This is a genomic window from Bacillus massiliglaciei (assembly GCF_900098925.1).
GTDB classification, from domain to species: domain Bacteria; phylum Bacillota; class Bacilli; order Bacillales; family DSM-1321; genus Peribacillus; species Peribacillus massiliglaciei.
This window is the reverse complement of the sequence record NZ_LT622360.1, coordinates 114,828-141,426: the sequence shown is the minus strand read 5'-3', so window position 1 is coordinate 141,426 and position 26,599 is coordinate 114,828. Positions and strand designations below refer to the sequence as shown.

The 26,599-nt window shown below is 42.6% G+C and carries 25 protein-coding genes, 1 pseudogene and 1 riboswitch; of the genes and pseudogenes, 13 read left to right on the top strand and 13 right to left on the bottom strand.

Translation table 11 applies throughout. The annotated features are described in order from the left end of the window. The first annotated feature begins 57 nt into the window (after positions 1 to 57). Entirely contained in the window at positions 58 to 1,167 is a 1,110-nt protein-coding gene (locus BQ4305_RS17160; protein ID WP_407640174.1) for a methionine biosynthesis PLP-dependent protein, read from the top strand. Beyond that, on the top strand, positions 1,164 to 2,354 hold the full coding sequence (gene metC / locus BQ4305_RS17155; RefSeq protein ID WP_110928976.1) for a cystathionine beta-lyase: 1,191 nt from the start codon (positions 1,164 to 1,166) through the stop codon (positions 2,352 to 2,354). Before BQ4305_RS17160 ends, metC begins: the two co-directional genes overlap by 4 nt. A 174-nt stretch (positions 2,355 to 2,528) precedes the next feature. Here the strand turns inward: metC and BQ4305_RS17150 are convergent, their stop codons facing one another. Next, positions 2,529 to 4,547, bottom strand: coding sequence for an ABC transporter ATP-binding protein (locus BQ4305_RS17150; protein ID WP_110928975.1), 2,019 nt, complete (start codon positions 4,545 to 4,547; stop codon positions 2,529 to 2,531). Next, positions 4,544 to 6,295, bottom strand: a complete 1,752-nt coding sequence (locus BQ4305_RS17145; RefSeq protein ID WP_110928974.1) for an ABC transporter ATP-binding protein — start codon at positions 6,293 to 6,295, stop codon at positions 4,544 to 4,546. The genes BQ4305_RS17150 and BQ4305_RS17145 overlap by 4 nt, the downstream gene beginning before the upstream one ends. 529 nt (positions 6,296 to 6,824) lie before the next feature. On the opposite strand from BQ4305_RS17145, the gene BQ4305_RS17140 reads away from it, so the two are divergent. The 4 genes from BQ4305_RS17140 to BQ4305_RS17125 all read left to right on the top strand — a co-directional run bounded on the left by BQ4305_RS17140 (position 6,825) and on the right by BQ4305_RS17125 (position 11,617). Beyond that, entirely contained in the window at positions 6,825 to 7,934 is a 1,110-nt protein-coding gene (locus BQ4305_RS17140; protein WP_199880740.1) for a DUF2515 family protein, read from the top strand. A gap of 72 nt (positions 7,935 to 8,006) precedes the next feature. Beyond that, entirely contained in the window at positions 8,007 to 8,369 is a 363-nt protein-coding gene (locus BQ4305_RS17135) for a hypothetical protein (protein ID WP_110928972.1), read from the top strand. 203 nt (positions 8,370 to 8,572) lie between these two features. After that, positions 8,573 to 10,696: a penicillin-binding transpeptidase domain-containing protein gene (locus BQ4305_RS17130; protein WP_110929675.1), complete on the top strand. Its 2,124-nt coding sequence runs from the start codon at positions 8,573 to 8,575 to the stop codon at positions 10,694 to 10,696. Between the two features lie 138 nt (positions 10,697 to 10,834). Then, positions 10,835 to 11,617, top strand: a complete 783-nt coding sequence (locus BQ4305_RS17125) for a TIGR00266 family protein (protein ID WP_110928971.1) — start codon at positions 10,835 to 10,837, stop codon at positions 11,615 to 11,617. A gap of 329 nt (positions 11,618 to 11,946) precedes the next feature. Here the strand turns inward: BQ4305_RS17125 and BQ4305_RS17115 are convergent, their stop codons facing one another. Then, entirely contained in the window at positions 11,947 to 12,693 is a 747-nt protein-coding gene (locus BQ4305_RS17115) for a glucose 1-dehydrogenase (protein WP_110928969.1), read from the bottom strand. 301 nt (positions 12,694 to 12,994) lie between these two features. Between BQ4305_RS17115 and BQ4305_RS17110 the strand changes: the two genes are divergently transcribed. Next, positions 12,995 to 13,285 (top strand): phasin family protein, encoded by a 291-nt coding sequence (locus tag BQ4305_RS17110; protein ID WP_234396999.1) that lies wholly within the window; start codon positions 12,995 to 12,997, stop codon positions 13,283 to 13,285. 22 nt (positions 13,286 to 13,307) lie between these two features. After that, entirely contained in the window at positions 13,308 to 14,984 is a 1,677-nt protein-coding gene (locus BQ4305_RS17105; RefSeq protein WP_110928967.1) for an ABC1 kinase family protein, read from the top strand. Between the two features lie 253 nt (positions 14,985 to 15,237). Here BQ4305_RS17105 and BQ4305_RS17100 read toward each other — a convergent pair whose 3' ends face one another. The 6 genes from BQ4305_RS17100 to BQ4305_RS17080 form a co-directional block, all read right to left on the bottom strand. Then, on the bottom strand, positions 15,238 to 15,552 hold the full coding sequence (locus tag BQ4305_RS17100) for a YbjQ family protein (RefSeq protein ID WP_110928966.1): 315 nt from the start codon (positions 15,550 to 15,552) through the stop codon (positions 15,238 to 15,240). 89 nt (positions 15,553 to 15,641) lie between these two features. After that, a complete protein-coding gene (locus BQ4305_RS17095; RefSeq protein ID WP_110928965.1) occupies positions 15,642 to 15,995 on the bottom strand; it encodes a DUF5345 family protein in 354 nt (117 codons plus the stop codon). Positions 15,996 to 16,053: 58 nt separating this feature from the next. Then, a complete protein-coding gene (locus tag BQ4305_RS21935; RefSeq protein ID WP_234396998.1) occupies positions 16,054 to 16,278 on the bottom strand; it encodes a hypothetical protein in 225 nt (74 codons plus the stop codon). Positions 16,279 to 16,332: 54 nt separating this feature from the next. Next, entirely contained in the window at positions 16,333 to 16,509 is a 177-nt protein-coding gene (locus BQ4305_RS21930; RefSeq protein ID WP_234396997.1) for a sigma factor, read from the bottom strand. 117 nt (positions 16,510 to 16,626) lie between these two features. Next, complete coding sequence (locus tag BQ4305_RS17085) at positions 16,627 to 16,962, bottom strand: antibiotic biosynthesis monooxygenase family protein (RefSeq protein ID WP_110928964.1); 336 nt, start codon at positions 16,960 to 16,962, stop codon at positions 16,627 to 16,629. A 56-nt stretch (positions 16,963 to 17,018) separates the two neighbouring features. Further along, the gene (locus tag BQ4305_RS17080) at positions 17,019 to 17,453 is read right to left on the bottom strand and encodes an Lrp/AsnC family transcriptional regulator (RefSeq protein WP_110928963.1); all 435 of its coding nucleotides are present in this window, start codon (positions 17,451 to 17,453) and stop codon (positions 17,019 to 17,021) included. A 117-nt stretch (positions 17,454 to 17,570) separates the two neighbouring features. Here BQ4305_RS17080 and BQ4305_RS17075 point away from each other — a divergent pair, with 117 nt between their 5' ends. Continuing rightward, entirely contained in the window at positions 17,571 to 17,969 is a 399-nt protein-coding gene (locus BQ4305_RS17075; protein ID WP_110928962.1) for a carboxymuconolactone decarboxylase family protein, read from the top strand. Positions 17,970 to 18,175: 206 nt separating this feature from the next. Continuing rightward, the gene (locus BQ4305_RS17070; protein ID WP_110928961.1) at positions 18,176 to 18,496 is read left to right on the top strand and encodes a hypothetical protein; all 321 of its coding nucleotides are present in this window, start codon (positions 18,176 to 18,178) and stop codon (positions 18,494 to 18,496) included. A gap of 138 nt (positions 18,497 to 18,634) precedes the next feature. Here BQ4305_RS17070 and BQ4305_RS17065 read toward each other — a convergent pair whose 3' ends face one another. Beyond that, positions 18,635 to 19,036 carry a VOC family protein gene (locus tag BQ4305_RS17065; RefSeq protein WP_110928960.1) on the bottom strand — a complete coding sequence of 134 codons (402 nt, stop codon included), beginning with the start codon at positions 19,034 to 19,036 and terminating at the stop codon, positions 18,635 to 18,637. 95 nt (positions 19,037 to 19,131) lie between these two features. Then, complete coding sequence (locus BQ4305_RS17060) at positions 19,132 to 21,510, bottom strand: transglycosylase domain-containing protein (RefSeq protein ID WP_199880739.1); 2,379 nt, start codon at positions 21,508 to 21,510, stop codon at positions 19,132 to 19,134. 233 nt (positions 21,511 to 21,743) lie between these two features. On the opposite strand from BQ4305_RS17060, the gene BQ4305_RS17055 reads away from it, so the two are divergent. Further along, on the top strand, positions 21,744 to 22,259 hold the full coding sequence (locus BQ4305_RS17055) for a universal stress protein (RefSeq protein WP_110928958.1): 516 nt from the start codon (positions 21,744 to 21,746) through the stop codon (positions 22,257 to 22,259). Between the two features lie 105 nt (positions 22,260 to 22,364). On the opposite strand, the pseudogene BQ4305_RS17050 reads toward BQ4305_RS17055, so the two are convergent. Together BQ4305_RS17050 and thiT are read right to left on the bottom strand one after the other, a co-directional pair. Then, positions 22,365 to 23,178, bottom strand: a pseudogene (locus BQ4305_RS17050) (lipid II flippase Amj family protein). Positions 23,179 to 23,322: 144 nt separating this feature from the next. Beyond that, positions 23,323 to 23,898 (bottom strand): energy-coupled thiamine transporter ThiT, encoded by a 576-nt coding sequence (gene thiT / locus BQ4305_RS17045; RefSeq protein ID WP_110928957.1) that lies wholly within the window; start codon positions 23,896 to 23,898, stop codon positions 23,323 to 23,325. A gap of 107 nt (positions 23,899 to 24,005) precedes the next feature. Further along, a riboswitch (TPP riboswitch) is annotated at positions 24,006 to 24,108 on the bottom strand. A gap of 274 nt (positions 24,109 to 24,382) precedes the next feature. On the opposite strand from thiT, the gene BQ4305_RS17040 reads away from it, so the two are divergent. After that, a complete protein-coding gene (locus BQ4305_RS17040) occupies positions 24,383 to 25,258 on the top strand; it encodes a cation diffusion facilitator family transporter (RefSeq protein ID WP_110928956.1) in 876 nt (291 codons plus the stop codon). 183 nt (positions 25,259 to 25,441) lie between these two features. Next, entirely contained in the window at positions 25,442 to 26,548 is a 1,107-nt protein-coding gene (locus BQ4305_RS17035) for a two-component system sensor histidine kinase NtrB (protein ID WP_110928955.1), read from the top strand. The last annotated feature ends 51 nt before the right edge of the window (positions 26,549 to 26,599 follow it).

The following is a 26,599-nucleotide window of genomic DNA, read 5'->3' as shown; positions in this document are numbered from 1 at the left end:
TTATTTATCTCAGGAAAGAAAAACTATATTCATATACTTAAAGGAGCTGTATCTGTCTTGAAAATCGAATCATATTTAGCACAAATCGGAAATCGAAGTGAAACGGCTACTGGCGCTGTTAATCCGCCAGTCTATTTTTCTACTGCCTACCGTCATGAAGGAATCGGCCAATCAACAGGATTTGACTATACACGGACCGGAAATCCAACCCGCCAGCTGCTTGAGGAAACAATCGCCAACTTGGAAGGCGGAGACCGCGGTTTTGCCTGCAGTTCAGGAATGGCGGCCATTTTGAATGTTCTTTCCCTTTTTCAGTCCGGAGATGAATGGATTGTCAGCAAGGATCTGTACGGCGGCACCTATCGCCTGCTGGAACAAGGCTTTAAAAAATGGGGACTGGTTTCCTCCTATGTGGATACCTGTAACCTTCAGGAAATTGAAGCGGCCATTACGCCTCAGACTAAAGCTATTTTCCTGGAAACACCTACCAACCCGCTTATGCAGCAGACGGACATTGCAAAAGTTGCCGAATTGGCCAAAACCTATCAATTATTACTAATAGTTGATAATACGTTCTACACCCCTCTTCTCCAAAGACCCATCGAACAGGGGGCAGATATTGTCATTCACAGTGCTACAAAATATTTGGGCGGGCACAATGATGTATTGGCAGGACTCGTAGTGGCTAAAGGCCAGAAACTTTGCGATGAGCTTTACTTCCATCAAAACGGCACAGGAGCTGTTTTGAGCCCGTTTGACTCCTGGCTGTTGATGAGGGGCATGAAAACTTTGGCCCTGCGGATGGAAAGACACGAAAGCAACGCCAAACAGCTTGTTGAATATCTGGGCGGCCATGAAGCAGTGACCGATGTCCTTTATCCGGGACGGGGCGGTATGATTTCCTTCCGGGTCACGGAGGAATCGATGGTCAATCCTTTCCTTCAGGGACTAGGCTTGATTTCTTTCGCTGAAAGTCTCGGGGGCGTAGAAAGCTTCATCACCTATCCGGCTACTCAGACCCATGCAGATATACCGGTGGAAACACGGACTGCAAACGGAGTCTGTAACAGGCTGCTTCGATTCTCTGTCGGCATCGAGGATATAGAAGATTTGAAAAAAGACTTGGATCTGGCGTTTTCACAGGCAAAAAAGGAGGCAGTACGATGACAGACAACCATGAAGAATGGAGCTTTGAAACATCCCTTTTACACAATAAACATAAAGTAGATCCGGCAACAGGCGCAGTCAGTGTTCCCATTCACCACGCCTCCACCTTTCACCAATTTGAAGTGGATCATTTCGGCAAATATGACTACAGCAGAAGCCTGAATCCAACAAGAGAGGCTTTGGAAGATATTATCGCAGAACTGGAAGACGGCACGAAAGGCTTTGCCTTCTCTTCTGGAATGGCCGCGATCTCAACGGCATTCCTTCTGCTGTCTGCAGGCGATCATATCATCGTAACGGAAGATGTATACGGCGGGACCTTCCGGATGGTGACAACGGTACTTAACCGTTTCAATATTGAGCATACCTTCGTTGATATGACCGATCTTGACAGCATAAAAGCAGCGGCCAAGCCTAACACAAAAGCCATTTATATGGAGACGCCTTCCAATCCGCTTTTAAAAGTGACCGATATAGAGGCGGTTTGTTCTTTTGCTAAATCCATCGGCGCCATTACGTATGTGGACAATACCTTCCTGACTCCGGCTCTGCAAAAGCCGCTGAACTTAGGCGCAGATATCGTTCTCCACAGTGCGACGAAATTCCTCTCAGGCCACAGTGACGTAGTCGCGGGACTGGCCGCAGTAAAAGATCCAGAGCTTGCATCAAGGCTTGGGGCTCTGCAAAATTCTTTCGGAGCTGTTCTCGGTGTCCAGGATTGCTGGTTAGTCATGAGAGGATTTAAAACATTATCTGTAAGGATGAAGCATTCACAGGACGGAGCCGCCAAAATTGCCGCTTATCTTGAAAAGCATCCATTAGTGAAAAAGGTTCATTATCCAGGATTGCCCGGACATCCGGAATACAGCATTCAGCAGAAGCAATCCAAAGGTGCAGGGGCGGTCTTATCCTTTGAATTAGAAAATGAGGAAGTTTTTCGTTCATTTGTTGATCATGTGACATTGCCGGTATTTGCAGTAAGTCTTGGAGCAGTTGAGTCCATCCTCTCCTACCCTGCGAAAATGTCCCACGCTGCCATGCCGCCGGAAGAAAGAGAAAAACGCGGTATTACAAACAGTCTGCTTCGGCTGTCAGTAGGACTGGAAAACCCGGATGATATGATTAAAGATTTCAGCCTTGCTCTTGAAAAAAGCAAAGCGGCCGCAGAAGGCTTGACTATTAAATAAAAGAAAATGGCTGGGACTAAGCAAACTCTCAAATAAATGGATGAGAGTGGAGGGGCTCCTTCGGGAACAGCGCGAGGGATAGTCCCGGAAAGCGTCCCTGAAACAAATCCATACAGCATAAACAAAAAATCAAATTTCTCTGTGAGGAGGAATTTGATTTTTTTGTCCTGAACACTATCCGGCAAGGTTCTTTTGGCCCTGCTGCAATCTGTACATTTGATAGTACTTGCCTTTAAGGGCCATCAGTTCATCATGATTTCCGCGTTCAATAATCTGTCCTTTATCAAGGACAAGAATTTGATCGGCGTTTTTAATTGTGGAAAGACGATGAGCGATAATGAATGTGGTCCTGCCTTTTTTCAATACTTCCAGTCCTTCTTGAATAATGGCTTCTGTTTCACTGTCAATGCTTGCTGTCGCCTCATCCAAAATCAGGATGGACGGATTAAACGCAAGCGCCCTGGCAAAAGAAATCAGCTGCCTCTGCCCTGAGGAAAGTGTGCTTCCTTTTTCTATGACCGGTTCATTCAGACCATTTTCCAAATGCTGAAGCACTGCCTCTCCCCCTACATCGCGCATGGCCTTTTCAACTATTTCCCGGGTGATTTTTTCATGATTCAAACTAATATTAGAAGCAATCGTCCCTGTGAAGAGATATGGGTCCTGAAGAACGATTCCCATATGTTCCCGTAAAGCCTGGTAAGGAATATCCTGAATATTTTTTCCATCAATTTCAATAGATCCTTCCTTACAATCATAGAACCGGAACAACAGGTTCATAATAGAGCTTTTCCCTGATCCTGTATGACCTACCAATGCAACAGTTTCTCCCTGTTGTGCTGAAAAGGTAATATCCCGAAGTACATATTCCCCTTCTTTATAGCCAAAAGAGACATGATTAAATCTGACATTTCCTCTATAGCGCGGAACCGACGTATCATCTACTTCCACTCCCTTTTCATCCAGCAGCTTAAAAACACGGTCTCCTGCTACAAGGGCCTGTTCCAGATTGGCCAGCTGATTAATAATATTGTGGATCGGATGCATCAGACGGTTCATCAAATCGACAATAGCATACAGCATTCCAAGAGAGATAACCGCAGAAGGAGTCAATGCCAAGCCTCCGAAGTACCATATAAATGCCACAAGGGCTAGATTCCTCAATACATCAACTAAACTCCCGCCTGTCATCGAGTTCAAGTTCAGCATTTTCGTCTGGTACTTAAAATGTTCTTGATTTAAGCGTTCAAAGTCTTCCTTCGTTTCTTTCTCCCGTCCAAATGCCTGTATGATATTCATTCCCTGAATCGATTCATTGATCATAGCGTTAATATCACTGATTCTTGCTCTGATTTTTTGATTGTACTTTGTCGCAAATTTTCGGTAAAGCGTAATCCAAATGCCCAGAATAGGAATTAACAGCAGGGCTGCACCGGCCACTTTCGGACTTAAGATAAATAAGGCTATAAGGACGCCGATTATATTGATGGCGCTGGAAAAAAAGTTAGCCAGTACCGTCACATATAGTTCACGTATGGCTTCCGTATCGTTTGTAATCCTGGCGACTACTTTTCCTGCCGGCAAATTATCAAAGAAGCGGATTGGCAGACGGGAAATATGCTCAAAAAGATCGGTTCGCATTTTTTGAATGATACGGTTTGCTGCTTTTTGAAGGTAAAAGCTCTGACCGAACTGAAAGACAGCTGAAAGCACGACAAGTGCAAAGTAAAAAGCAACCAGCTTTCCAATCCTTGAAATCTCCGGCGTGTAAAAATTCATCAATTCTTGTTTATTCAGCACTTCCGCGGGATACTCTGTTTCCCGGCCATCTTTTTTCACAGTCAGAACACCGTCAGCGATAGAGCGTTCTCCTGAAAAAGGCACAGCACCCTGTACAAAAATAAATTTCATTCCTACCTGCAGGACGCGGGCTTCTTCTCCCTTCTCTTCATTTTCTGTAAAATATGCATCTCTTTTATACCAAGTGCCCCCGTAGGCTGCAGTATCCTTTCCTTCTTCAGTTTCATACCATTTATCTTCAATTCCCAAAATATGCGAATCTATGATTCTTTTTGCAACGAAAGGGCCGGCCAGATCGGCTGCTACGGAAATGGCCAGCATCATCAACGCGCAAATAATGATTCCTTTATAAATCGCTGCATATTTAATCAGCTTTTTCACAACCTGCTTCATACCTTTACCTCCGTCCCTTTCTCGATTTGCTGGCGCATGAACTGTTCATAATACCAGCCTCCGATATTCAGCAAATCCTCATGCTGCCCTTCTTCGATAATTTTTCCTTCATCAAGGACGATAATCCAGTCCGCATGCTGAACAGAGGACAGACGGTGTGTGGTAATAATCGTTGTTTTTCCTGCTCTGTTCTTTTGAATATTATTGATAATGGTTGTTTCTGTCTTGGCATCTACAGCAGAAAGTGAATCATCAAGAATAAGAATTTCAGGATTTTTAATAAGAGCTCTGGCTATTGAAATCCTTTGCTTCTGTCCTCCTGATAGAGCTACCCCTTTCTCTCCGACCAATGTATCCAGTTTTTCCGGAAGCAGACGGACATCTTTTTCAAAATCAGCCAGGCGAATCGCTTGCATGAGTTCTTCTTCAGCCGCCTCCGGTTTTCCAAACAAGATATTGTTTTTCACTGAACGAGAGAATAAAAAATGATCTTGAGGAACATACCCTGCAAAACTTCGGATTGCATGCAAGGACAACTTTTCAAGCGGAGTGCCAGAGATAGAGATTTCCCCTTTTCCCATTGGATATTCTCTCAATAACTGCTTCACAAAAGTTGTTTTTCCGCTGCCTGTTTTTCCTACTACTCCAAGGGTCTTCCCGCGCCCTAACCGGACGGATATATTTTTAAGATTGACTGTTTTAGAGGATGGATATTGGAAATTAACCTTCTCAAAAATGATCTCATTTGGAGCTTCAAGTGCTTTAGGAGCATCTGCCTCTATCACATCAGGCTGATACGAAAGGATGTCCTGCACCCTGTCCAGGGAAGCATTTCCTCTTTGCATAATATTGATCAGCTGGCCGATTGCAATCATTGGCCAAATCAGCATTCCAAGGTATACATTGAACGCGACCAGGGCGCCGAGTGAAATGACTTGCTGGAATACCAGATAGGCTCCGTAGCCGATCCCGGTTAAATAACTGATTCCAATAAGAATCGTAATAACAGGATCGAATAAAGAATCAATCTTGGCTACTTCCATATTTTTGCGATACACATCTTCTGTCATATCTTCAAACTGTTTTTCATCTGCCCGCTCCTGTACATAAGCCCTGATTACTCTTACACCTGCGACAGATTCCAGCACTTTGTCATTAAGGTCACCGAAAGAATCCTGAGCGGCGGTAAACTTTCCATGAATCTTTTTGCCCAGCACCTGCATCAGAACAGCCATAATCGGCAAGGGAATAATCGCAGCAAACGTCAGCTGCCAGCTGATTGTCACCCTCATCATAATCAGAATGGTCAAGGTGTAGAGTACGGCGTCAACCAAAGTCAGGATACCGAATCCCGCAGTCATCGAAATAGCCTTCAAATCATTCGTTGCTCTGGCCATTAAGTCACCTGTCCTGTTTTTTTCAAAGAAAACAGGCGTCATCTTGAGCAAGTGTCCCATAAAAAAAGATCGTAATTTCCTCTCTGCCAGATTGCCGCCCCCGAATAAAAGATAGCTCCAAATATAGCCGCATATATAAGTGATCAGCAAAATTCCTGCTAAATAGCCTATATATGTTCCAATTCTGTCGTAAGTAATGCTTCCGGTATTGATATCATCAATAGCCATTCCAACCAGCTTAGGCGGAATCACAACCATTATATTAACCGCACACAAAGCCAGCACGGCTATCAAATAGCGTTTCCATTCCTCTTTGAAGAACCAGGATAATTTTTTAAAAATGGCAAACACAGGCATCTCCCCTTTCTTGTTCTACCCGATTACCAGGTCATCAGCTTTCGGCTGTTTCATCTTGTATGGCTCAAACATCTTCATACCTCCTTGTACGTTTCCTATGAAATAGATCTGCGGCCAAAATGAAAAAGCTTCCGCCGGCATGGGAAAGCTTTCATAAGTGCGTCAATATTACGCAGACATATAAAAAGCGCAGGCTAATTATTTCAGCCTGCGCTCTAATAACGAACAGTCTTAAGGTCTATCCTTACGGCAGGCTGGACGTATGAAGTTATCATTCGTTAACCATCTGATTTGATGTTTCACAATCATATCATCCGCCTCCTTCCGTATTGGATAAACTTTCCTTAAACCAGATTACTATCCTGTCACATTTTTGTCAATATTTTTCAAACTTTCTTATTATTCATCCTAAAGGACCCTTCACCAGTCTTCTTCATATAATGAAAAAAACAGTCAGTTCTTTAATTCGCCTATAACTGAAAGAATCTGTTCATCACGAAAAAATTCTGAAGCTGGTGTTACCTTGAAATGGAAATCGTTTCTTAATTGGATTGGCTGGAATTCCTCAGACAAAAAGATTATCTCGGAAAGTGAATACGCCTTCCTCTGCGATGCATGGGAGAATGAAAAAAAGCGGATACTCACGGGGCCAGATATCTTCTTTACAGAAGAAACAAGCCTGATTAAAGAGATCAGAAGAGAAACAGCGGTAAAGAACAGGAATAATATTACCAGAACAAAAGCCTATCTCTCCTTTTACGAGCGCAACCCTGAAGTCCATTGGCCTTTTCTAGCCCATATGGTCTCTCGCAATGGAGGATACCATATGACGGATTTAAAAGGGCCGTTTATGCAAGAAATCCTGCCGTACGCCGAGAGAAAGAAATTCTTTCATTTTTTAGAGACCGGAAATGCAGCGATATTTTCCGGCATTTATCCCCAGCTGCTTATTTATGAATATGCCAGGCACAGCGAAAGATTGATGCAAAAATTATTACGTGCCTTTAAGGTTTCCCTTTTTATGCACCCTATTTGGGAAATGTGCCGCAAGGAAAAGAAACCCGAGCTTTTGACTGTTGCCATGATCATGAATGAACAGCATATGCTCGATGAAAAAATCATTAAGCAAAGACCGGGAAAGGATATCGTCCGGCGGCTCGATTTCCAGCTTCAGGAAATGTTAGGCTTCACAAACATCGTTTTCCCTTTTTCCTTTAGTAACGAAACTCTGCCATCCTTAACCGGCCTTCCTGTTAAAAGGTTTTCGGACGTCAACACACGGATCAGACTGGGCAAACAGCTCTACCAGATTCTGTATGACCCATCAATCCATACGGACATACTAGACTTCGCCCGCCGGACACCGCATACCGGATCCCGTTCCGATTATTGGCCGGCCATATATTCTTCTGAACTTACAGACTCCAAGATCCACAGCCCTTGTTTAGAAAAGGTATGGTCTGATCAGCCCGAGCCAGTCTTTTCCGCTCATGATTGGTTTTCTTGCATGAAAGACGGCACAGAGTTACGAACACTCCCCTCTATTCAATGGAAAGATATCTCCCTAAAAGTACTCGAAAACACACATAACCTTCAGCTTATCAGTCAAATCAAACACCTTATCTCCTCTTAAAAATTGTTTGTGAATACCCGCCCGGCTTTTTGGCCATGCTGAATGCTAAAAAGCGGGCAGGTGCCAATAAAAATGAATGCAATCATATTATTAAATCCGCAGTACCGAATAGAAGATTTGTGCAGCGAGGAAAGTATGACTATCCAAAAAGCAGCCGCGCATAAATTTGCAGCCGATCACCAGTTAGAAACAGTGGTGCTTGATCCTTATCAAATATATCCTTTTTATACCATCCCTCATGCATTGCTCTTCCAGCTTACCGAAAAAGCAAGTTCTCCCCCTCTATGTCTCGTCATCTATTCACTGGATGCTATGCAGCGCTTTATCAATATCTTTCCTGATAAATGGGAAGAGCTTTGCAGCTATTTTGAAGAAATCGTACCGATTATAGAGCTTCCTCTAGCTGTATACCCTTCAGACCAAAAAGAAGCATAACCCCCTCATTCTCCATTTCTCCGATCTACATCTTAAATAGCAAGTCTTTCGCATCATCCGTTTCGGAATTCCAGCCCCCCATAAGCCTTTCGTTTCATATTTCCCCTAAAATAATTGGAAACTTATCGAAAAATATAGTAAAAATAGTAAATCTTCTATATCATAAGAGACAGAAACGGCAGGTTATCTTGTTAAAAGGAATGATGGAATTGACCCCAGGAAAAAAGAAGAAAAAGAATACCCCGATCCCTCTGCGCCTGAATTTAGTATTTTTGGCTGTTTTTCTATTATTCTCTGGATTAATCGTCCGGCTGAGCATTGTTCAGATTGTGTATGGAGATGAATATCTTCGCGAAGTGAAACGTACGGAAAATGATGTAATCAACACGCCTGTACCAAGAGGGAAAATGTATGACCGATTCCATAGGCCAATCGTTGAAAACACTCCAAAGAACGCCATTACTTACACAAAATATCCGAACACAAAGCCGAAAGAAATGCTGAAGACCGCAGAGAAGCTGGCTGATTTAATAGAAATAGAACCTGATAAAGTGACAGAACGGGACCGCAAGGATTTTTGGATCCTGAAAAACCCTAAACGGGCCGAAAAACTGATTACCGACAAGGACAGACAGCTTGTTAAGGAAAAGAAACTGGAAGAAAAAGATTTATATAAATTGCAAATTGAAAGAATTACAGAAGAAAATATTAATGAGTTCAGCGATGATGAACTTGAAGTCCTCGCGATTTTCCGCCAGTTCAACAGCGGGTATGCACTGACCCCGGCAATTGTCAAAAATAAGGATGTGTCTACGGAAGAGTTTGCCAGAGTAAGCGAGCATCTTGATTCCCTGCCAAGCATTGAAATTACAACGGACTGGGACAGAACCTATGCGTATGACGAAACTCTGAAATCCGTACTCGGCAAGGTTTCCTCATCAGAGGAAGGGCTACCAAGCGAAAATCTGGAATACTATTTATCAAGAGGGTACAGCCGAAATGACCGGGTAGGAAAAAGCTATATTGAAAAGCAATATGAAGATGTTCTGCGCGGTGAAAAGGCAAGAGTAGAAAATGTCCTTCAAAAAGGCGAAGTCGTTGATACGGTCCCATTAAGTGATGGGAAAAGCGGCAAAGATCTTGTACTGACCATTGATATGGATCTCCAGCTCGCCGTTGAGAAGATTATTGAAAAAGAATTGAACAAGACGAAAGCAAAAGGGAATACAGCTCTCTTAGACAGAGCTTTTGTTGTTCTGATGGATCCTCGGAACGGTGATGTTCTGACCATGGCCGGCAAACAATATACAAGAGACAGTAAAACAGGAAAAACGAAGCTGAATGACTTTGCCCTCGGGAATATTACCACATCCTATACAGTGGGATCTTCTGTAAAGGGAGCAACTGTTTTCACAGGATTCCAAACGGGAGCCATCAGCCCTGGAACCGGATTTTATGACCGGCCGATGTCCATTGCAGGCACTCCAATAAAAGGCTCACACGGCAGTCTTGGATATGTCAATGACATTACTGCGCTTCAGAAATCATCCAATGTGTATATGTTCATGACAGCGATTAAGATTGGCGGAGGCACTTATGTCCCTAATAAGCCGCTCCGTATTTCCAAAGATACCTTTGATATTATGCGGAAGCACTATGGACAGTTTGGCCTCGGGGTAAGAACCGGGATTGATCTCCCTAATGAATCTGCCGGCTTCAAAGGACCCAATGATCAATTGGGTAAAGTCCTTGATTTAGCGATCGGCCAATTTGATACGTATACACCGATGCAGCTTGCCCAGTATGTTTCAACCGTTGCTAACGGCGGAAAAAGGCTCCAGCCGCATATTGTAAAGGAAATAAGGGAACCGACAAACAAAAACGATGAGCTTGGTCCTGTTTTCCAGGAAATGAAGCCGACTGTACTGAATGATATCGGCAGCAAATCCAACTGGCTTGAGCGAGTCCAGCAAGGTTTCCGGGCTGTTGCGACATCCGGAACCGCTGCTAAATACTACAGCGGAAAAAGCTATGCCCCCGCAGCAAAAACCGGAACGGCAGAAGCCTTTTATGACGGGCCACGAAGGAAAGAATTCAGCGATCCTGTTGATATCACCAATCTGACACTTGTCACATATGCACCATACGATAATCCAGAGGTTGCCATGGCAGTCGTTGTGCCATGGGCATACAGAGGTGCACCAACGGATGATATCAACAAACGGATTGGCGTACAAGTTATGGATATGTATTTTGACTTAAAAGAAAAACGGGCAAAAGGTGAGTTAAAGGATGCAAAAAAAGCAGTCAAGGAGCTTGATGAATAAACCCTTTGCCTAAATATTTTTTTTAGCAGAAGCAGGGCGGAAACCCCTGCTTCTTTATTTTCCAAAAATTAACTACCTTTCCCCTCTTCACTCTTTTACAATAAAGATGAAATGATTTAATACATAGGAGGAACAAAGATGAATAATCATGAAATTGAATACAAAATTTTCGGGGATGACATGCAGTTTGTTGAAGTTGAATTAGACCCAAAGGAAACAGTGGTAGCAGAAGCTGGCAGCCTGATGATGATGGATGGCCAAATTAAGATGGAAACGATTTTTGGCGATGGCTCTTCTAGCAACGGACTGATGGGGAAATTATTCAGCGCCGGAAAAAGAATGATTACTGGTGAAAGTCTATTTATGACGACATTTACAAATGAAGGTTCTGACAAAAAGCATGTCTCATTTGCTTCCCCCTATCCGGGAAAAATTATCCCCATGGATTTAAGCAAGCTGGATGGCAAGATCATCTGTCAAAAAGATGCGTTTTTGGCTGCTGCCAAAGGGGTATCTATAGGGGTAGAATTCCAACGAAAAATCGGCACCGGTTTCTTTGGCGGTGAAGGATTCATTATGCAAAAGCTCGAAGGAGACGGATTAGCTTTTGTCCATGCAGGCGGCACGATCATTGAAAAGAACCTTTCTCCCGGAGAAGTCCTCAAGGTAGATACAGGCTGTCTTGTTGCCATGACGAAAGATGTGGATTACAGCATCGAAATGGTCAAAGGTGTAAAAACGGCCTTATTCGGCGGCGAAGGGTTATTTTTTGCTACACTGAGAGGACCCGGAAAAGTTTGGATTCAATCCCTGCCGTTCAGCAGGCTTGCCAGCCGAGTATTTGCAGCGATGCCAAGCAATGGCGGCTCCTCGGATGAAGGCAGTATAGCAAAAGGGATTTTCAATTTGTTCGAAAAATAAGATGGACTGCAACAAGCCAGGCTGCCGGGAGACCGGGCAGCCTGATTTTTTCACAGAAACTAAGCCTTAAAAATCCCCTTCAAAAGGATGAATGCAATGCGCCTGATTAATTGGTCCTATACTAGAAAATACAACATAAAGGCGAAATTTGAGGAGTATCCTCATTCCACTGTCATTTTCCGAATGATAAAAAATTACTACTTTATTTATACAGTTAAATGGTCCCCTTCTGATCCCCCTGTTCCCAGGATACATCTTGAACAGATGGAACGCCTCCTTAACAGAGAACTGGGTACGGAACATGAATATTTAAAACGAAAATCTTCTCATTAATGCTCATATATCATTTTTCTGGTCATTCCTCCGTCCACCACATGATTAATACCTGTTACAAAGTCATTTTCGGGATCAGTCAGGTAAAGACAGGCTCTGGCGATGTCTTCCGGTTTCCCAACTCTGCCAGACAGATGCTGCTCATGATCAACTGGGCGGAGTGCCTGATAATCGCCAGTCTCAATCCAGCCCGGTGAGATGGAATTGACTGTAATGCCCAGCCCGCTGAACGAAGCGGCCAAAGCATGGCTCAAAGCCACAATTCCCCCTTTTGTGGCAGCATATGCCTCAGAATTCGGCTCTGACATCGTCGCTCTTGTTGAAGCCATGTTGACAATTCTCCCTTTTTCCTTTCTAGACATATATTTCACTGCTTCACGGGATGCCAGGAAGACACTTCTTAAATTTGTCTGTATGATATCATCCCATTCTTCAACAGTTAGATCCATCGGGGATTTAAATACAGATTTGCCTGCATTATTAATTAAAATATCAATGGAGCCAAACTCTTCATACGCCTTTTTCATGAGCTTTGTAATAGCCGCTTCTTTGCGGACATCGGTTTTAACAAAAAGAGCTTTGCTTCCTTTTTCGTTCAGCTCTCCAGCAAACTTCTGCCCGTTTTCTTCGTCAAGATCTGCCAATACAACAGAAGCCCCCTGTTCAGCGTAGGCTGCTGCAACCGCTCGGCCAATCCCGTTTGATGCACCTGTCACTACCGCTGTTAATCCGTTAAACTTCATCTAAACCACCTGCTTTCTCTATCTTTAATATAGCGTTTGTCTATCCTTCATATTACCACGGCTTCCTTTTTTAACCCTTCAATACTTTGATACCCGTTATTCGAATTTTTTAAAAATGCCCAGCATTTTTTTTTGGTTGGGTGTATAAAATCCTGTATGATGAATAAAAGAACCTTTTATTTTTCAAGGAAGTGCCTGTCCTCACTTTTATTACTGCCGTGCTGATAATACGGCTGCACGCTGCTTTTCATTTAAACAAAGCTTTTCGTTTAATTTATGATGCTGAAATGGAGGAATGAAAATGAGTTTGATGAAAAATACGTTCGCACTTGGCCTTGGAGCCGCCATTACCGCAAAAGAGCAGATACAAAAAACGTCCGAATACCTTGTGAAAAAGGGAGAAACCAGCGCCGCTGAGTCCCAGGCACTTGTTAAGGAACTGATCGAAAAAGGCGGACAAGCACAAAAATCAATCGACGAGATGGTGAGAAAAAGGGTCGAATCATCACTGGAACACTTGAACCTCGCCTCTAAAGAAGAGGTGGACAGGCTGGAAAGAAGAATTGAAGCACTCGAACAAAAGAACCTATGAAGGTTTGGCTGGAGGAACGACTATGCTCGGCAAGCGCCTTAAACATGCACACCGTTATCAAGAAATCATCAACGCCTTTCTAAGGAATGGCTTCAGTTATTTTATCTATCGAATTGGTTTATCCGAAAAGAAATCTGTCAAAAAAAAATTACAAGACAGTGATAACAGCATGAATCTCCGTTCAATCGGAAAAAGGCTGAGAACCCTTTCTCAAACCCTTGGAACTACCTTCATAAAGCTCGGACAGATTGCCAGCACAAGAAGAGATATCATTCCTGCTGAGATTGTAAGTGAATTGGAGCAGCTTCAGGATCAAGTAGAGCCTTTTACTTTTGACAAGGTGCGGTCCATTATCGAGACAGAATTGGGCCGCCCGCTTGAAGATCTGTTCAGCGAATTTGACCCTTTCCCTTTGGCTACAGCCTCGATTGGACAAGTACATTCAGCCCTCCTCCCTTCTGGCAAACGAGTGGCTGTTAAAATCCAGCGTCCTCACATTCAGCCCAATGTGGAAACAGACCTGGAAATCATGGATGATATCGCCAGGCTGATGGAAGCAAGGCTTAGCTGGGCCAAACGCTATCAAATTCGGAAGATTATAGGCGAATTCGCCAGAACACTCCGGGCAGAACTGGATTATAATGCGGAAGGAAGAAATAGTGAACGGGCCGCCCTGCAGTTTAAAGATGATCCCGCTGTCAGCATCCCTTCCATTCATTGGGATTATACAACAAAGAGAGTATTGACAATGGACTTTGTGAAAGGCATCAAGGTCAACCAGCTTGAAAAACTGGATGAAGGCGGATATGACCGAAAACTGATTGCAGAACGGCTCACCCATGCTATCCTTCATCAAGTCTTAATTGAAGGATTTTTTCACGGCGATCCGCATCCTGGGAATATCATCATCCTTCCAGATAACGTTGTGTCACTCATGGATTTTGGGATGGTCGGAAGACTGTCTGAGGAAATGAAATTTCAGTTTGCAAGTCTGGTTATGTACCTGCAGCGGGGAAAAACGGAAGGAATCATCAAAACGCTTGAAGAAATGGACCTAATTTCTGATGAGACTAATATGAAAGATCTGCGGTTTGATATTGATGATCTGCGAGTGAAATACTATGATAAGCCGTTAAGCAAACTAAGCCTCGGGAATGCTCTGAACGACTTATTTTCCACAGCCTATCGGCATCAGGTCCGGATTCCTCCGGAGCTTACGATTCTAGGAAAAACCATTTTGACGATTGAAGCTATTGTTGAAAATCTCGATCCTGAATTTTCAATTATGAAGGCTGCAGAACCGTTTGGTCAGCAATTATTCTTCGAACGATATAATCCAAAAACAGCGGCCAAAAAGACTTGGAGCCAGTTTATTGATTTTGCAGAAAGTTTGAGCGAACTTCCGAAAAATATAAGAGAAGTTTCCACTGTTATTCAGAAAGGAAAGTTAAAACTTGATATCAACGTTCCAGAACTTGCCCTCTTCCTAAAGCGGCTCGACAAAATCAGCAACAGGCTTTCGTTCAGCATCATTCTGCTTGCCTTCAGCATTATTATGGTCGGTCTGATCATCGGTGCAGCTCTTGTAGGTGAATCCAGTCTGTTATGGAGAGTGCCGGCAATCGAGATCGGCTCCATCGTCGCATGCTTAATGTTCTTATTATTAATTTATACGATTATCCGTTCGGGCAGAATGTAGACCATCACTTACCTGCCGTAAAGGTATAAGGCGGAGGATTTGCTCTTCAGGGTCCTCCTCTTTCCGCTGCTAAGGAAAGGAACTGCACTTCGCCCATCTCAGCCATCCCCAGCCTTCTCATCCACTGAGAATCCCTCTTCTTTATTTCCGCGCCGTTTCCCTTATAGTTAGGCAAACCATGTTAGAATCCCAACGTTCTCCTAAAAAACGCTCCCCTGTAGGAGAGCGCCGTTTCAGTGGAATTTTTCCTGGCTTATTCGGCATAGACAGCTGTGCCATAGGCAATGATTTCGCTGGCATTCTGCATAATTGCAGAAGATTCCAGTCTCATAGCTACCACAGCATTGGCGCCTTTTGCCTTTGCATCTTCTGCCATTCGTCCTATGGCTTTTTTCCGGGCTTCGTCCATCATTTCTGTATATTCATTAATTTCACCGCCGACAATAGTCTTAAGACCCGCCAGGATGTCCTTCCCCAAATGCTTAGACTGGACGACATTCCCTCTTACCAATCCTTTATACTCTTTGACTTCCATTCCCGGCACATAATCAGTAGTCACGATAATCATTCAATTCATCCTCCTCTTTTTTTCTTCTGTTTCTGATAATTAGGTAGGCAAGAAGCAGGAAAAAAACAGGGATCAAGAACAGGTTAGTATTATTCATCATACACACTCTTCTTTCCGTTCATGAACTGTCTTATAGCAAAAAGCGATAAGAAAACAAAGAGAACCGCCTGGCACACAAAGAATAGCTGCGGCAGTTTATTTAAAACAATCCCTGAGAGACTTAAAATAAGAATTGCGATCAATAAAAAAGAAAGCGTTTCTGGCCACTCACGCCTTGCCGGCGACTCTTCCTGTTCCTCAATCACCCGCTTGAAAAAAGAAAGATCAGGCGTTTTAACCGGATAGCCAGCTTCGAAATCCTGAAGGCTTGTTTTCATTCTTGATACAATCTTTTCCTCAAGGCTGTCTGGCTGTTCCAGGGATGCCCTTTTGTTCTTCTCCATTCTTTTTCAGCTCCTTCCGTATTGCGGCAATTCCTTTATGGACTCTTGATTTTACCGTTCATTCGGCAATGTTTAGCATCTTGCTGATCTCTCCATAAGAATAGCTATAGTAATGTTTAAGAATAATAGGGATACGCCATTCATCCTTCATCCTGCCCAGTATCTCTATCATCTCATCCCAAGCTTGATTCCCGGCTTCTGCCTGCCACTTTTTCTGCCGCAGTGTTTGTTCTTTTTTCCAGGCACGTTCCCGCTTCCTTTTCCGCTGCTGATCTACATACAAATGGGTGGCAATCGAAATAAGCCAAGTGGAAAATTTGGCCTTTCCATTGAACGATCAAATATTTGAAATAGCCTTTGCCATGGTTTCCTGGGCCAGATCCTCTGCTTCAGAGGATTTGTAAGTCAATTTAATTATATATTTTAATAAAAAAGCATAATTGTCCCGCAGAAGCATGGCTAAATCAGAATCATCTCCTGACTGCGCCCTCTGAATCCGCTCTTTCTCCCCCATCTTCTTTTCTCACCACGCTCTCTATGAGTTCTCCTCATCCATGGAGACGTTTCAACTCTCTATATCGTTCCCTTTTTCATAAAAAAAGCAAATTCCACTTTGAAATTTGCTTTTCTCTTATGCTTCAGTCCCTGATGCAGGTGTTTTGACGGCCTTTACTTCATACAATCCATGGGATACATCCAAGATGTAATCTGGTTTTGGTTTCCCCATATTTTTTTTATGTCCTTGAATATGGGCATCACTTTTTTCCCATTGTTTCCAATGTGATTCTGATTCCCAGCGAATCATGATCACCACTTCTTCGTCTCCGCGCCGGACTTTTTTCACCATCACCGTTTGATCGATGAATCCTTCCTGCTCTTGAATAATCCCTTGGCGATTGCGGAAATTCTCCACTACTTGATCAGCAAAACCTTCCTTAATGGTCATCACTCTTTTTTGGATAAACATGCATACAGCCCCATTCCGATATAATAAATTATTTTAAATGAAATTGATTATCATTGTCAATATTTATCCTGATTCATGTCCACTTCAGAAAGGACTATATGAGTGACTGTCTGAGCATAGGGAATCGTTTGGGAGATGAACTCCTCTACTTTCTCAAGGCTCTCTGCATGCATTTTCAGCATGAAGCACGCCCGGCCAGCTATCCTCCAGCAATGCTCAACTTCCGGTCTTTTAGAAATATAGGTTTTAAACCGTTCATACTCTCCGTTTTTTACTGTTGCCTCCATGATACAATCGATTGGAAAGCCGATTTTTTTCCGGTTAATAGCCGCATGGTATCCAGTGATTACTCCAAACGATTCCATCTGCCGTACTCGTTCCGTCACAGCAGGAGCAGACATCCCCACTTTTTTCCCCAGTTCTCTCATTGACAGCCGTCCGTCTCTCCCTAATTCATTCAATATTTCTCTGTCTTTGTCATCTAATTTCATTTGATAAGAATTCACTCTCTTTACAATCTATTTGATAAGTATACTTATCAGTTCCTTAAAAAAAGAAATTAATATTTTCTTTTTAATAGCTTATCATTTTTCTAAGGAGGGAAAAAGATGGTTAGAATTAAACTAGCTCTTACAGGTGATACACCTTATCAAAAATTATTTCATTCTTTGACGATCCGCAAGGCTTGGACCCAATTAGAGGCTGCCGCAGCGTCAGACGGCCTGCTTCCGCAAGAGCTGAAGGAACAGGTCAGACGCGTTCTCGCTTTTGGAAATGGATGCGCCTACTGCCAGGTAAAAGGAAAGCCGCAGACATCAGAAAATAAGAAAGTCAGTTATGCGATGGCCTATGCTGAAATTTTTTTACTTCAAAGAGAAAAGACAGAAGAGAAATTCATGGATGTTTTAAAAGAAGAATTCACTGATTCTGAAATTTCAGAGTTAATTGCCTTTATTTGCTTTACAACAGCCCAGCAATATTTTGGTGCCTTAATGGATCTTCGATAGGAGATGCATTAGGCTGCAGGCGCTAAATGTAAGTTCGCCTGCAGCCCCTGGCTTCATTTCTACTCCCCCCTCATCCCCGTCTCCTAAATTCTTTTCTCAACATGTGGTTTCAAAGTTTCTTGTCCGGGTAAATAATCAACATAACCAATACAAAAAGATATCTTGAAAATATACAATACTACATAGAGAAAAAGGAGCAATCAAAGATGTATAAAATGATGTCTACTGATCTTAAATTAAATTCCAGGTTATCCATGACCCAAATTATGAATCTGCACCAGGCCATCCAGGATTTCGAAGGCAGAGCCTATCTTGTGTGCGAATATAAAATGATTGAAGCAAGTGAATTGCCAAAACTGGTATCTTTCATGCTTACACTGGAAGAATGCGCAGATATTAAAGTCATTCTGGAAGGAAAGAATGTACAGGATACATTGAAACAAATTGAACAGTGCTGTGCCGAAGAAGAAAACGGACTCGATCGATATATGGAAACTCCATCAGAAGATCATTCAGTTCAGCTGTAAACAAACGTTCTTCTCTTATGGAGGAAAGGACATTTAAAAAGTATATTCAAAGGCATCGAGGTCCCTCGATGCCTTTTGTTATGCGTAGCAGGCTGTTCCAGAGTGTACTAGAGAAGACCCCTCCATCCTTCTGAAAAATTACTCATAAGAACGATTCATTAAAACAATACGCCAGCCGTCCGGATCCTCTATCGTAACCCCCTGTTCTTTCCAATATTCATTCTCTGGCTCCGCCTCTGTATAGCCCATTTTTTGCAATCGTTTAGTTATTGTGTCGATTTCCTTTTTATCTGTCATATAAAAAACTAACAAATTATCTTTGGTAGGGGCAGGGCAGGGACTCCCGTTGATATGCCGGGTAAACTCCAATTGATAGGTAACATCAGGCAGGCCGAAAATCACCCCTGTGTATTCCGCTCCCTTAAATTGTTCTATTTCCTTAAGTCCCAAGCCATTCTTATAAAAATCAATAATTTCTTCAAATTTATCCGTAGGCCTGGCTATTCTGACTTGTACAGCGGAAAAGCCATTAAATTTCATATATGTACCATTCCTCTCTCTGTTTTTATAAGCTTATGCCACCAAATAAAGAAGACATCCCGCAGGTCAGGCGGAATGTCTCCTTTGCTCTTCTGTCATTCATTATTCGCTGAGTCTGCCTGTTCTTCCTCCTTTGGCCTTTCTTCTTTTGCCGGAGTTTCCTCTGTCTTCTTCTCTATTTCCTCCTGATTTTCCTCTTTTTCAGGCGGTATGGCTTCCGGTTTATCCTTTACGGGTTCTTCACTGACCGGTTTCTTTTCTTCCGCCCTATTTTCAGCTTGTTCAGGTTCCGATTTTATCGGTTTCTCTTTTTCTTTTGGCTTCTGTTCCGCTTCCGCCTCTTTATTCATTTCAGGCTGTTCTGCCGTATCTTCCTTAGGACGTTCTTCTTGCCGGGGTTTGCTTTCAGCTGAATCAGCCGCTTCTGCCTGTTGTTCCTCAGCTGACTCATCATTCGCGTCCTGGTTGGGAAGGATTTTATTTTTGAACTTATTCCATCCGTCCCTGATTTGGTCTCCTTTATCTCGCCAATACTGGCGTCTTTGTTCGCGTTCCTCTATTTTCTTCTGTTCTGTCATGAGTCCTGAAATATCCTCGACATGAAAGGATTCAGCCGGTTCATCTTCCAGTGCCTTTTTCATGATTTTTTGGAAAACAAGTGTCGCCCCCTGGCTGCTGTTGGTTGTCAGATAATGCTGATTGTCCGTTTTATCAAATCCAGCCCAGACAGCACCGACAATTCCCGGCGTGTATCCGACAAACCATTGGTTTTGAACTGCTCCGCTGATGTCTAATTGTTCCGCTTGGGTGGATCCTGTTTTCCCGGCGATTTCATGCCCTGAAACTTTCGCATTCGATCCTGTCCCATATTCAACGACACCAAGCAGCATTGTATTGATTTTGTCGGTTATTTCTTTGGTCGTGACTTTCGTTTTCTTTTCTTTCCACGAAACGACCTCTTTGCCCTGGGCATCTTCTATCCTTTCAATGGCATGAGCCTCATGCCGAACACCTTTATTAGCAAAAGCTGAATAAGCCTCTGCCATATGGATAGGAGCCACGCCGTACTTCAGCCCTCCAAGTGCAATGCCCAGATTCCTGTCTTCCTCTACTGTCGGGATTCCAAAGCGTTTTAAGGAATCTAACCCATTATCAATTCCAATCTCATTAAGAAGCCAGACAGTCGGAACGTTCAACGATTCCATTGCTGCCTGAAACATGGGAACCTGTCCCTTATATGTATCGCCCAGATTGGATGGACTGTATCCATTAAAATCCATTTTTTCATCCTTTAAAGGAGCAGTGATTGAATACCCTTGCTCGAGTGCCGGCGTATATACAGCCAAAGGCTTCATTGTGGATCCCGGAGAGGCCTGCAACTGTGTTGCCCGGTTATAGCCCATAAATTGGTGTTCCCCTCTTCCGCCGACCAAAGCTTTAATTCCTCCTGTTTTAGAATCAAGCAGCACGGTACCGCTTTGAGCGGCCTCCTGTTCCGGACTCTTCGGGAAATTATCGGGATCGGCATAGACTTCTTCCGCCGCCTTTTGCATCTTCTGATCAAGTGACGTATAGATTTTGTACCCGCCTGTCAGCAAATCTTCTAATTCCAAATCATATTTTTTCGAAGCCTCAGAAAGAACATGGTCAACATAGTAAGGATACTTTCCTTTTAAAGGATCTCCTTTTCCATCTTCAGTCAGGACAATCTGTTCGCTCTTTGCTTTTTTGGCTTCATCCGCGCTGAGGTAGCCATGCTCCTGCATCCTGGAAAGCACCAGATTTCTCCTTTTCTTTGATGCTTCAAAATGATTGAAAGGATCTAATTTGCCGGGAACATTGATCACACCTGCCAGAAGGGCCGCTTCTGAAACAGTAAGTTCCTGAACATCCTTGCCGAAGTAGATTTTCGAAGCCTTTTGAATTCCCCATGCTCCGTGGCCAAAATATACCTTATTCAGATAAAGCTCTAAGATTTCTTCTTTAGAGAACTCTCTTTCCACCTCTCTGGCTAAGAAGAATTCATCCATCTTTCGTTTGAAGGTTCGGTCAGGTGTTAACAGGGTCGTTTTCACAAGCTGCTGAGTGAGAGTGCTCGCTCCCTCCGTAATTCCACCCGCTTTTATATTGGTCCCTATTGCTCTGACAACCCCGAAAAAATCAATGCCATGATGCTTCATGAAACGATGGTCTTCTATCGCAATGACGGCATCTTGCACATGCTGCGGTACATCTTCGATCCGGACGTCTTCTGATTTATTGGCTGTCACCTTGCTGGCCAGCTCTCCATCGGCGTCATAAATTTCGGTGGATTGCTTCATCCCATCTTTCAGATCATCAATGCTGATATTTGGCTGTAAAAAAAATATAAGAATAATGGCCAGCATTGTCATAATTGGACCCAGCCAAAAAAGGACTTTTAAAAATTTGACAGGCTTATTTTTCCGCTTAAAAAACGCTTTCCTTGATTTCATGATAACCGTGTAACCCCCCATTCAACTCAGCGATATGCAGAATATTCTGCCCTTCTTTTACACAAATCATCGCTGTATTACCCTATACCCGCCATTTGGAAACCTCACACACCCAGAAAATTTCCAAAAATATAATTTTTTTAAGGATTCGTGTAATGATTCAGCAGAAGGGGTAATAGCCATATATACGCTTTTCCCCCCTATTTCAAATTACCCCAAAAGGAGCTGAGAATATGAAACATTTTTCACATATTATTGTGGCTTATGACGGATCCGAAGAAGGTGCAAAGGTAATCGATTACGGTGCTCAAGTGGCAAATGCTTTTCACGGAGCAAAAATGACCGTCATCCATGTAGGAAATGAACGAAGAGAAGAAGTCATGATTGGAAATGCTCCATCTTCTATTACCTCAGGCATGTATTCAGATCCCATTCAATCGATGAATGTAATTGAAGGAGAAAGGGCACTGGGAGATCGGGCAAATGAAACGCATGAAGTGGTGAAAAACAGTGTGATGAATGCAGAGGCAAATGCGAGAAGGCTGCTTAGCGGCTATAATGTAAAAGCAGCAGTTGAAATTCTAGAAGGAAATGCCCCAGAAAGCATATGCGAATATGCTAAACATCACGATGGGGATTTAATTATAGTTGGAAACAGTGAAAAAAGCGGGATTGAAAAGTTTTTCCTTGGCAGCACAAGCAGTTCTGTAGCTAAAAATGCAAGCTGCGCTGTATTGATTGCTAAATAAAAAGATCTCCCTCAAGAAAGCCATGATAATATTTTGAGAGAGAACACCAAGAAAATATGGGGTTCTCTCTCTTATATGCCAGCAAACTTGAAAAGGGGAAGACTGTTACACAATGAATTTCGTAAACCAGGCTATGTATTTCGCTCCCCATATGAATATAAATTGAGCAAGTATGGTACCTAATAATCGTGAAGTCACCATCATTAACGAAATACTTCAGCTTCCGATAGCTTCCTCTGTGATTAACTACATCATCTGCCAGAACAGATATTTTCGGATCAATAAAAATGACCAACAGGATTGTGGCTATCCCATTAATTAAACCAGAAGCCATAATAGCTGTAGAAGCCCGTTCAGGAGCTAATAAAGCTGCATATAGAGCAGCTAATACTCCTATCGTATAGATTGCCGTTATGATCATATTTACACAAAACAGTCTTATAGGAAGATCCTTGATTCTAGTATCTTGCAAATAGCTAAACTTCGGTAAACTAAAATGCGTGATACCTCGCTTTATATATTGTAACGAAAGTATTCTTTTTATTAAGGAAGGAACTGAACCCCTTTCCTCCGATAAATGAATAATGGCTCTTGAAAATAAAGCTATAAAAGTAGGAAGCAGGAGAATGCCGAAAATGGTTCCCATTGTTGAGGCTCCAATAAGAATCCGAAATTGTGTTTCAACAGACTCCGCAGCATTTTCTTTTGGAGCAGTATCGATTAGACTGCCCGTAAAAGGCTGCTGCATCATATTTGCTAACCTTGAAACGATGACCATTATATTAAAGAGAGATAAGGCTGAAGCTATCATTCTGACTCTTGCGCCAGATAATCTTACAGCATAGGCAAGTGTTTCTATCGAATGAATGATAAAAATAAACAAAGCTATAAATAACAATTTTTCAGTTAAGAACTCCATTATGTCTCCTTCTTTTTCATACCAATTGCAGATGGAAATTTTTGATAAATAAAGTTTATCATAGGACTATCCGCCTGAGAATACACTGCAAACAAAAAAAAAAGACACTCGGACTTCATTATCCCGAGTATCTTCCTTTTCTGTTTAATAAGCTTTTTTTAATAATACCTTTGGGGCCGCCGCATAAATCAAAATAAGCACGACTGCCGATAAAATAGCACTTGGAAGCATATACGTTCCATTATAAATGAAAGAATAGACTGTAGCCGGCTGGCCTTTAGGTGCGTACATGCCAAAAAGAAGAACCCCTGAAGCAAAGTGGCAGAGAAACCTCAGAAAGCTTCCTATAAATACCCCCGACACAACATAGGCATTTACTTTGGACATCATGCCCTTTTTAGAATAATAGGCAATCTTATTCATAAAGACACCTGACAGTCCAACGACCCCGAATGCCAGAACATAATCGATAATCCAGGATGCCAGATGAAACGGCACGGCTCCAAAAAGAATCTGGAAGGCCCCTAACAGGACACCTGTTAATACCCCGCCTTTGATTCCCCAGCGAAAGGCCATTAAGAAAACAGGCACCATGGCAATCGATACCGATCCTCCCTGCGGCCAGATCCGCGAAAAGATAAAACCCGAAACTAGATCCAGCAGCAGCGCAAGTGCTGCAAAGACAGCTATTTCCACCATAAATAATGTTTTTTGATTCATATTTCCTTCTCCTCCCCTACTTCCAGAGGAGCCTTCATGAGTACCCCCAGCTGCTTTTATCCAAAAGAAAAAGCAACACCGGGGCGGTAATGGATGCCCAGTATTGCTTGTATCCAAAACCACATCCCTGCGCTAGCATTAACTAACAGGTTCATAGGGTCAGAACTCACTCGCTCACTCTCAGCCTCTCCAGCTCCCCTTGTGGACTTATATAGTTAAAATCCTCAAATAAAATATACTATTTATACATTGACTTTTCAAGGGAAGACTAAGCCTGTCCTCCCCATTTCGGGACATATCTTTCCAAAATCTGAATATGACAGACACAAGATACGGGTGCTTTTTCCTTTGTGCAATTTCATTTTAGAAAGACAATTCTGCTGCGTTTTTCCAAGTTTACTGCCATTATTCGACTTTTTTCTATAGACCCCCTAAAACCTGATTTGATATTTTTTAAAGCTAGATTGCAATAGGAGGATAAAGCATGCCAGAACAAAAGCAATTTTCAGCGGAGAAAGGCGCTTATATCAGCATTGCCGCTTACCTTTTTATGGCTTCCGTCAAGCTGGCCATTGGATATATAGGGAATTCTAAGGGACTGTGGGCAGACGGGTTAAATAATTCTACAGACATCATTGCTTCCATTGCTGTGCTGATTGGCTTAAAAATTTCAAAAAGGCCGGCAGATGAAGATCATTTGTATGGACATTCAAGAGCGGAAACGATTGCCTCTTTGATTGCAGCCTTTATAATGGTGACGGTTGGAATCCAGGTTATTTTTAACGCAGCCGAATCGTTTTTTACTCCCAATCACGACCGCCCCAGCATGCTGACAGCTTTTACGGCCTTATTCTCTGCATTATTTATGTATGGAATTTATCGTTACAATCTTAAACTGAGCAAAAAAATAAAAAGTGCCTCCATTTATGCAGTCGCCCAGGACAATCGCTCTGACGCACTTGTAAGTATCGGAGCAGCGATTGGTATATTGGGGGCACAGATTGGCATCTCCTTCCTCGACGCCATTGCGGCAATTGTCGTAGGACTGATCATTTGTAAAACAGCCTGGGAAATCTTCAAAGAAGCATCCCATTCCCTCACGGACGGTTTCGATGAACGGCTGCTCCAGGACATTGCGGAGACGATTACCCATACAGAAGGTGTGGAAAAGATGGACGGCATTAAAGCCCGAATGCATGGAAATGAAATTCTTGTCGAAGCTGTCGTTTATGTGAACCCCTACCTCAATATCGTGGAAGGGCATGACATTACGGTAGGAATTGAAAAGAATCTTAAACAAAAGCATGACATCAACCATGCTATCATTCATATAGAGCCTTATGGCCCTCTTCAAAAGTAGCTGTATATACGGACCACAGACCTCTCCCTTACCAGCCTGCCTGGGAATGGAGGGCCGTTTCATATATACCGTCTGCTTTTTTCATGTTTGATAGTAGTCAAAAGACTCCATTCAAAAAAGGATTTTCCCGTTTTTTAGAGAAATAGTTAAGAAAAGGATGATTTTTTGAATTGGAGGAACAAAATGCTGACTGACAGACGAATGGTTAAAAATTTCTTATTGACCTTCAAAGAAAGCATTGAAGGGGAATGGAAAAGAAAAGTTTCTGAAGAGTTTCCCTCTTCGGCCAATTTACATAGTAAAAGCATTAACGATTTCCTTAACTGCCTGATTGATTATATCGACAAATCAAAAGAAGAGTACGAGAAAGCTGTCGAATGCTTTATCCATAAGACTTTTGCCGGAAATGACCTGGCTTCCATTGATCAAATTTATCACGCCTATTCAATCGGAAGAAATATCGTGTTTACTGAATTCATCAAAACTGGGCCATCTGAACAGGATACGATTGAATTCATAGAAGCAATCAACACATACTTTGATTTCCTGCTGATTAAATTTCTGCATAGTTACACAGCTTACAGAGAAAAGAGACTGGAAGATCAATATTACTTTATCAGCCAGGCCCATAGAGACAGGCTTACCCTGTTAGGTCAAATGACATCCAGTTTTGTCCATGAATTCAGGAATCCCCTGACCTCGATTATGGGGTTTGTCCAGCTGCTCCAAGCAGAAACCAAAGAAAAGAAATACTTGAATATTATCGCAAAAGAATTAGATCAGCTGAATTCACGGATTACCCAATTTTTAAACCTGTCCAAAAAGGAAATGGCACCTCCTGAAAATGATACATATTTTTTATCACAGCTGGTAAACGAAGTGATCGAATTTCTCTACCCCAGCATCTTGGAGGTAAATGCCAATATAACCTGCAATATCATGGATGAGATCCAAATATCGGGCCTGAAGGAAGAAATCCGTCAGGTGCTTTTGAATATCATTATGAATGCCCTGGATGTCATTTCAGAAGTATCAAATCCAAGTATTTATCTTTCCAGCACAATTGATTCAGCCGGGAATCTATGTCTTTCGATATCTAATAACGGACCAAAAATACCAGATGACGTCCTTCCTAATATTTTTGATCCTTTTATTACAACTAAAAAAAGAGGAACAGGGCTTGGACTCTTTGTCTGCAAGGAAATCATCGAAAAGCAAAAAGGAACTCTCACCTGCTCATCAACGGACAGACTTACTAAATTCACTATTCGCCTTCCGATCAAGGGATAATTCAAAGGAGCAGCTATTTCCTTACAAGTCTTTGGCTGATTTTTTTCCCGA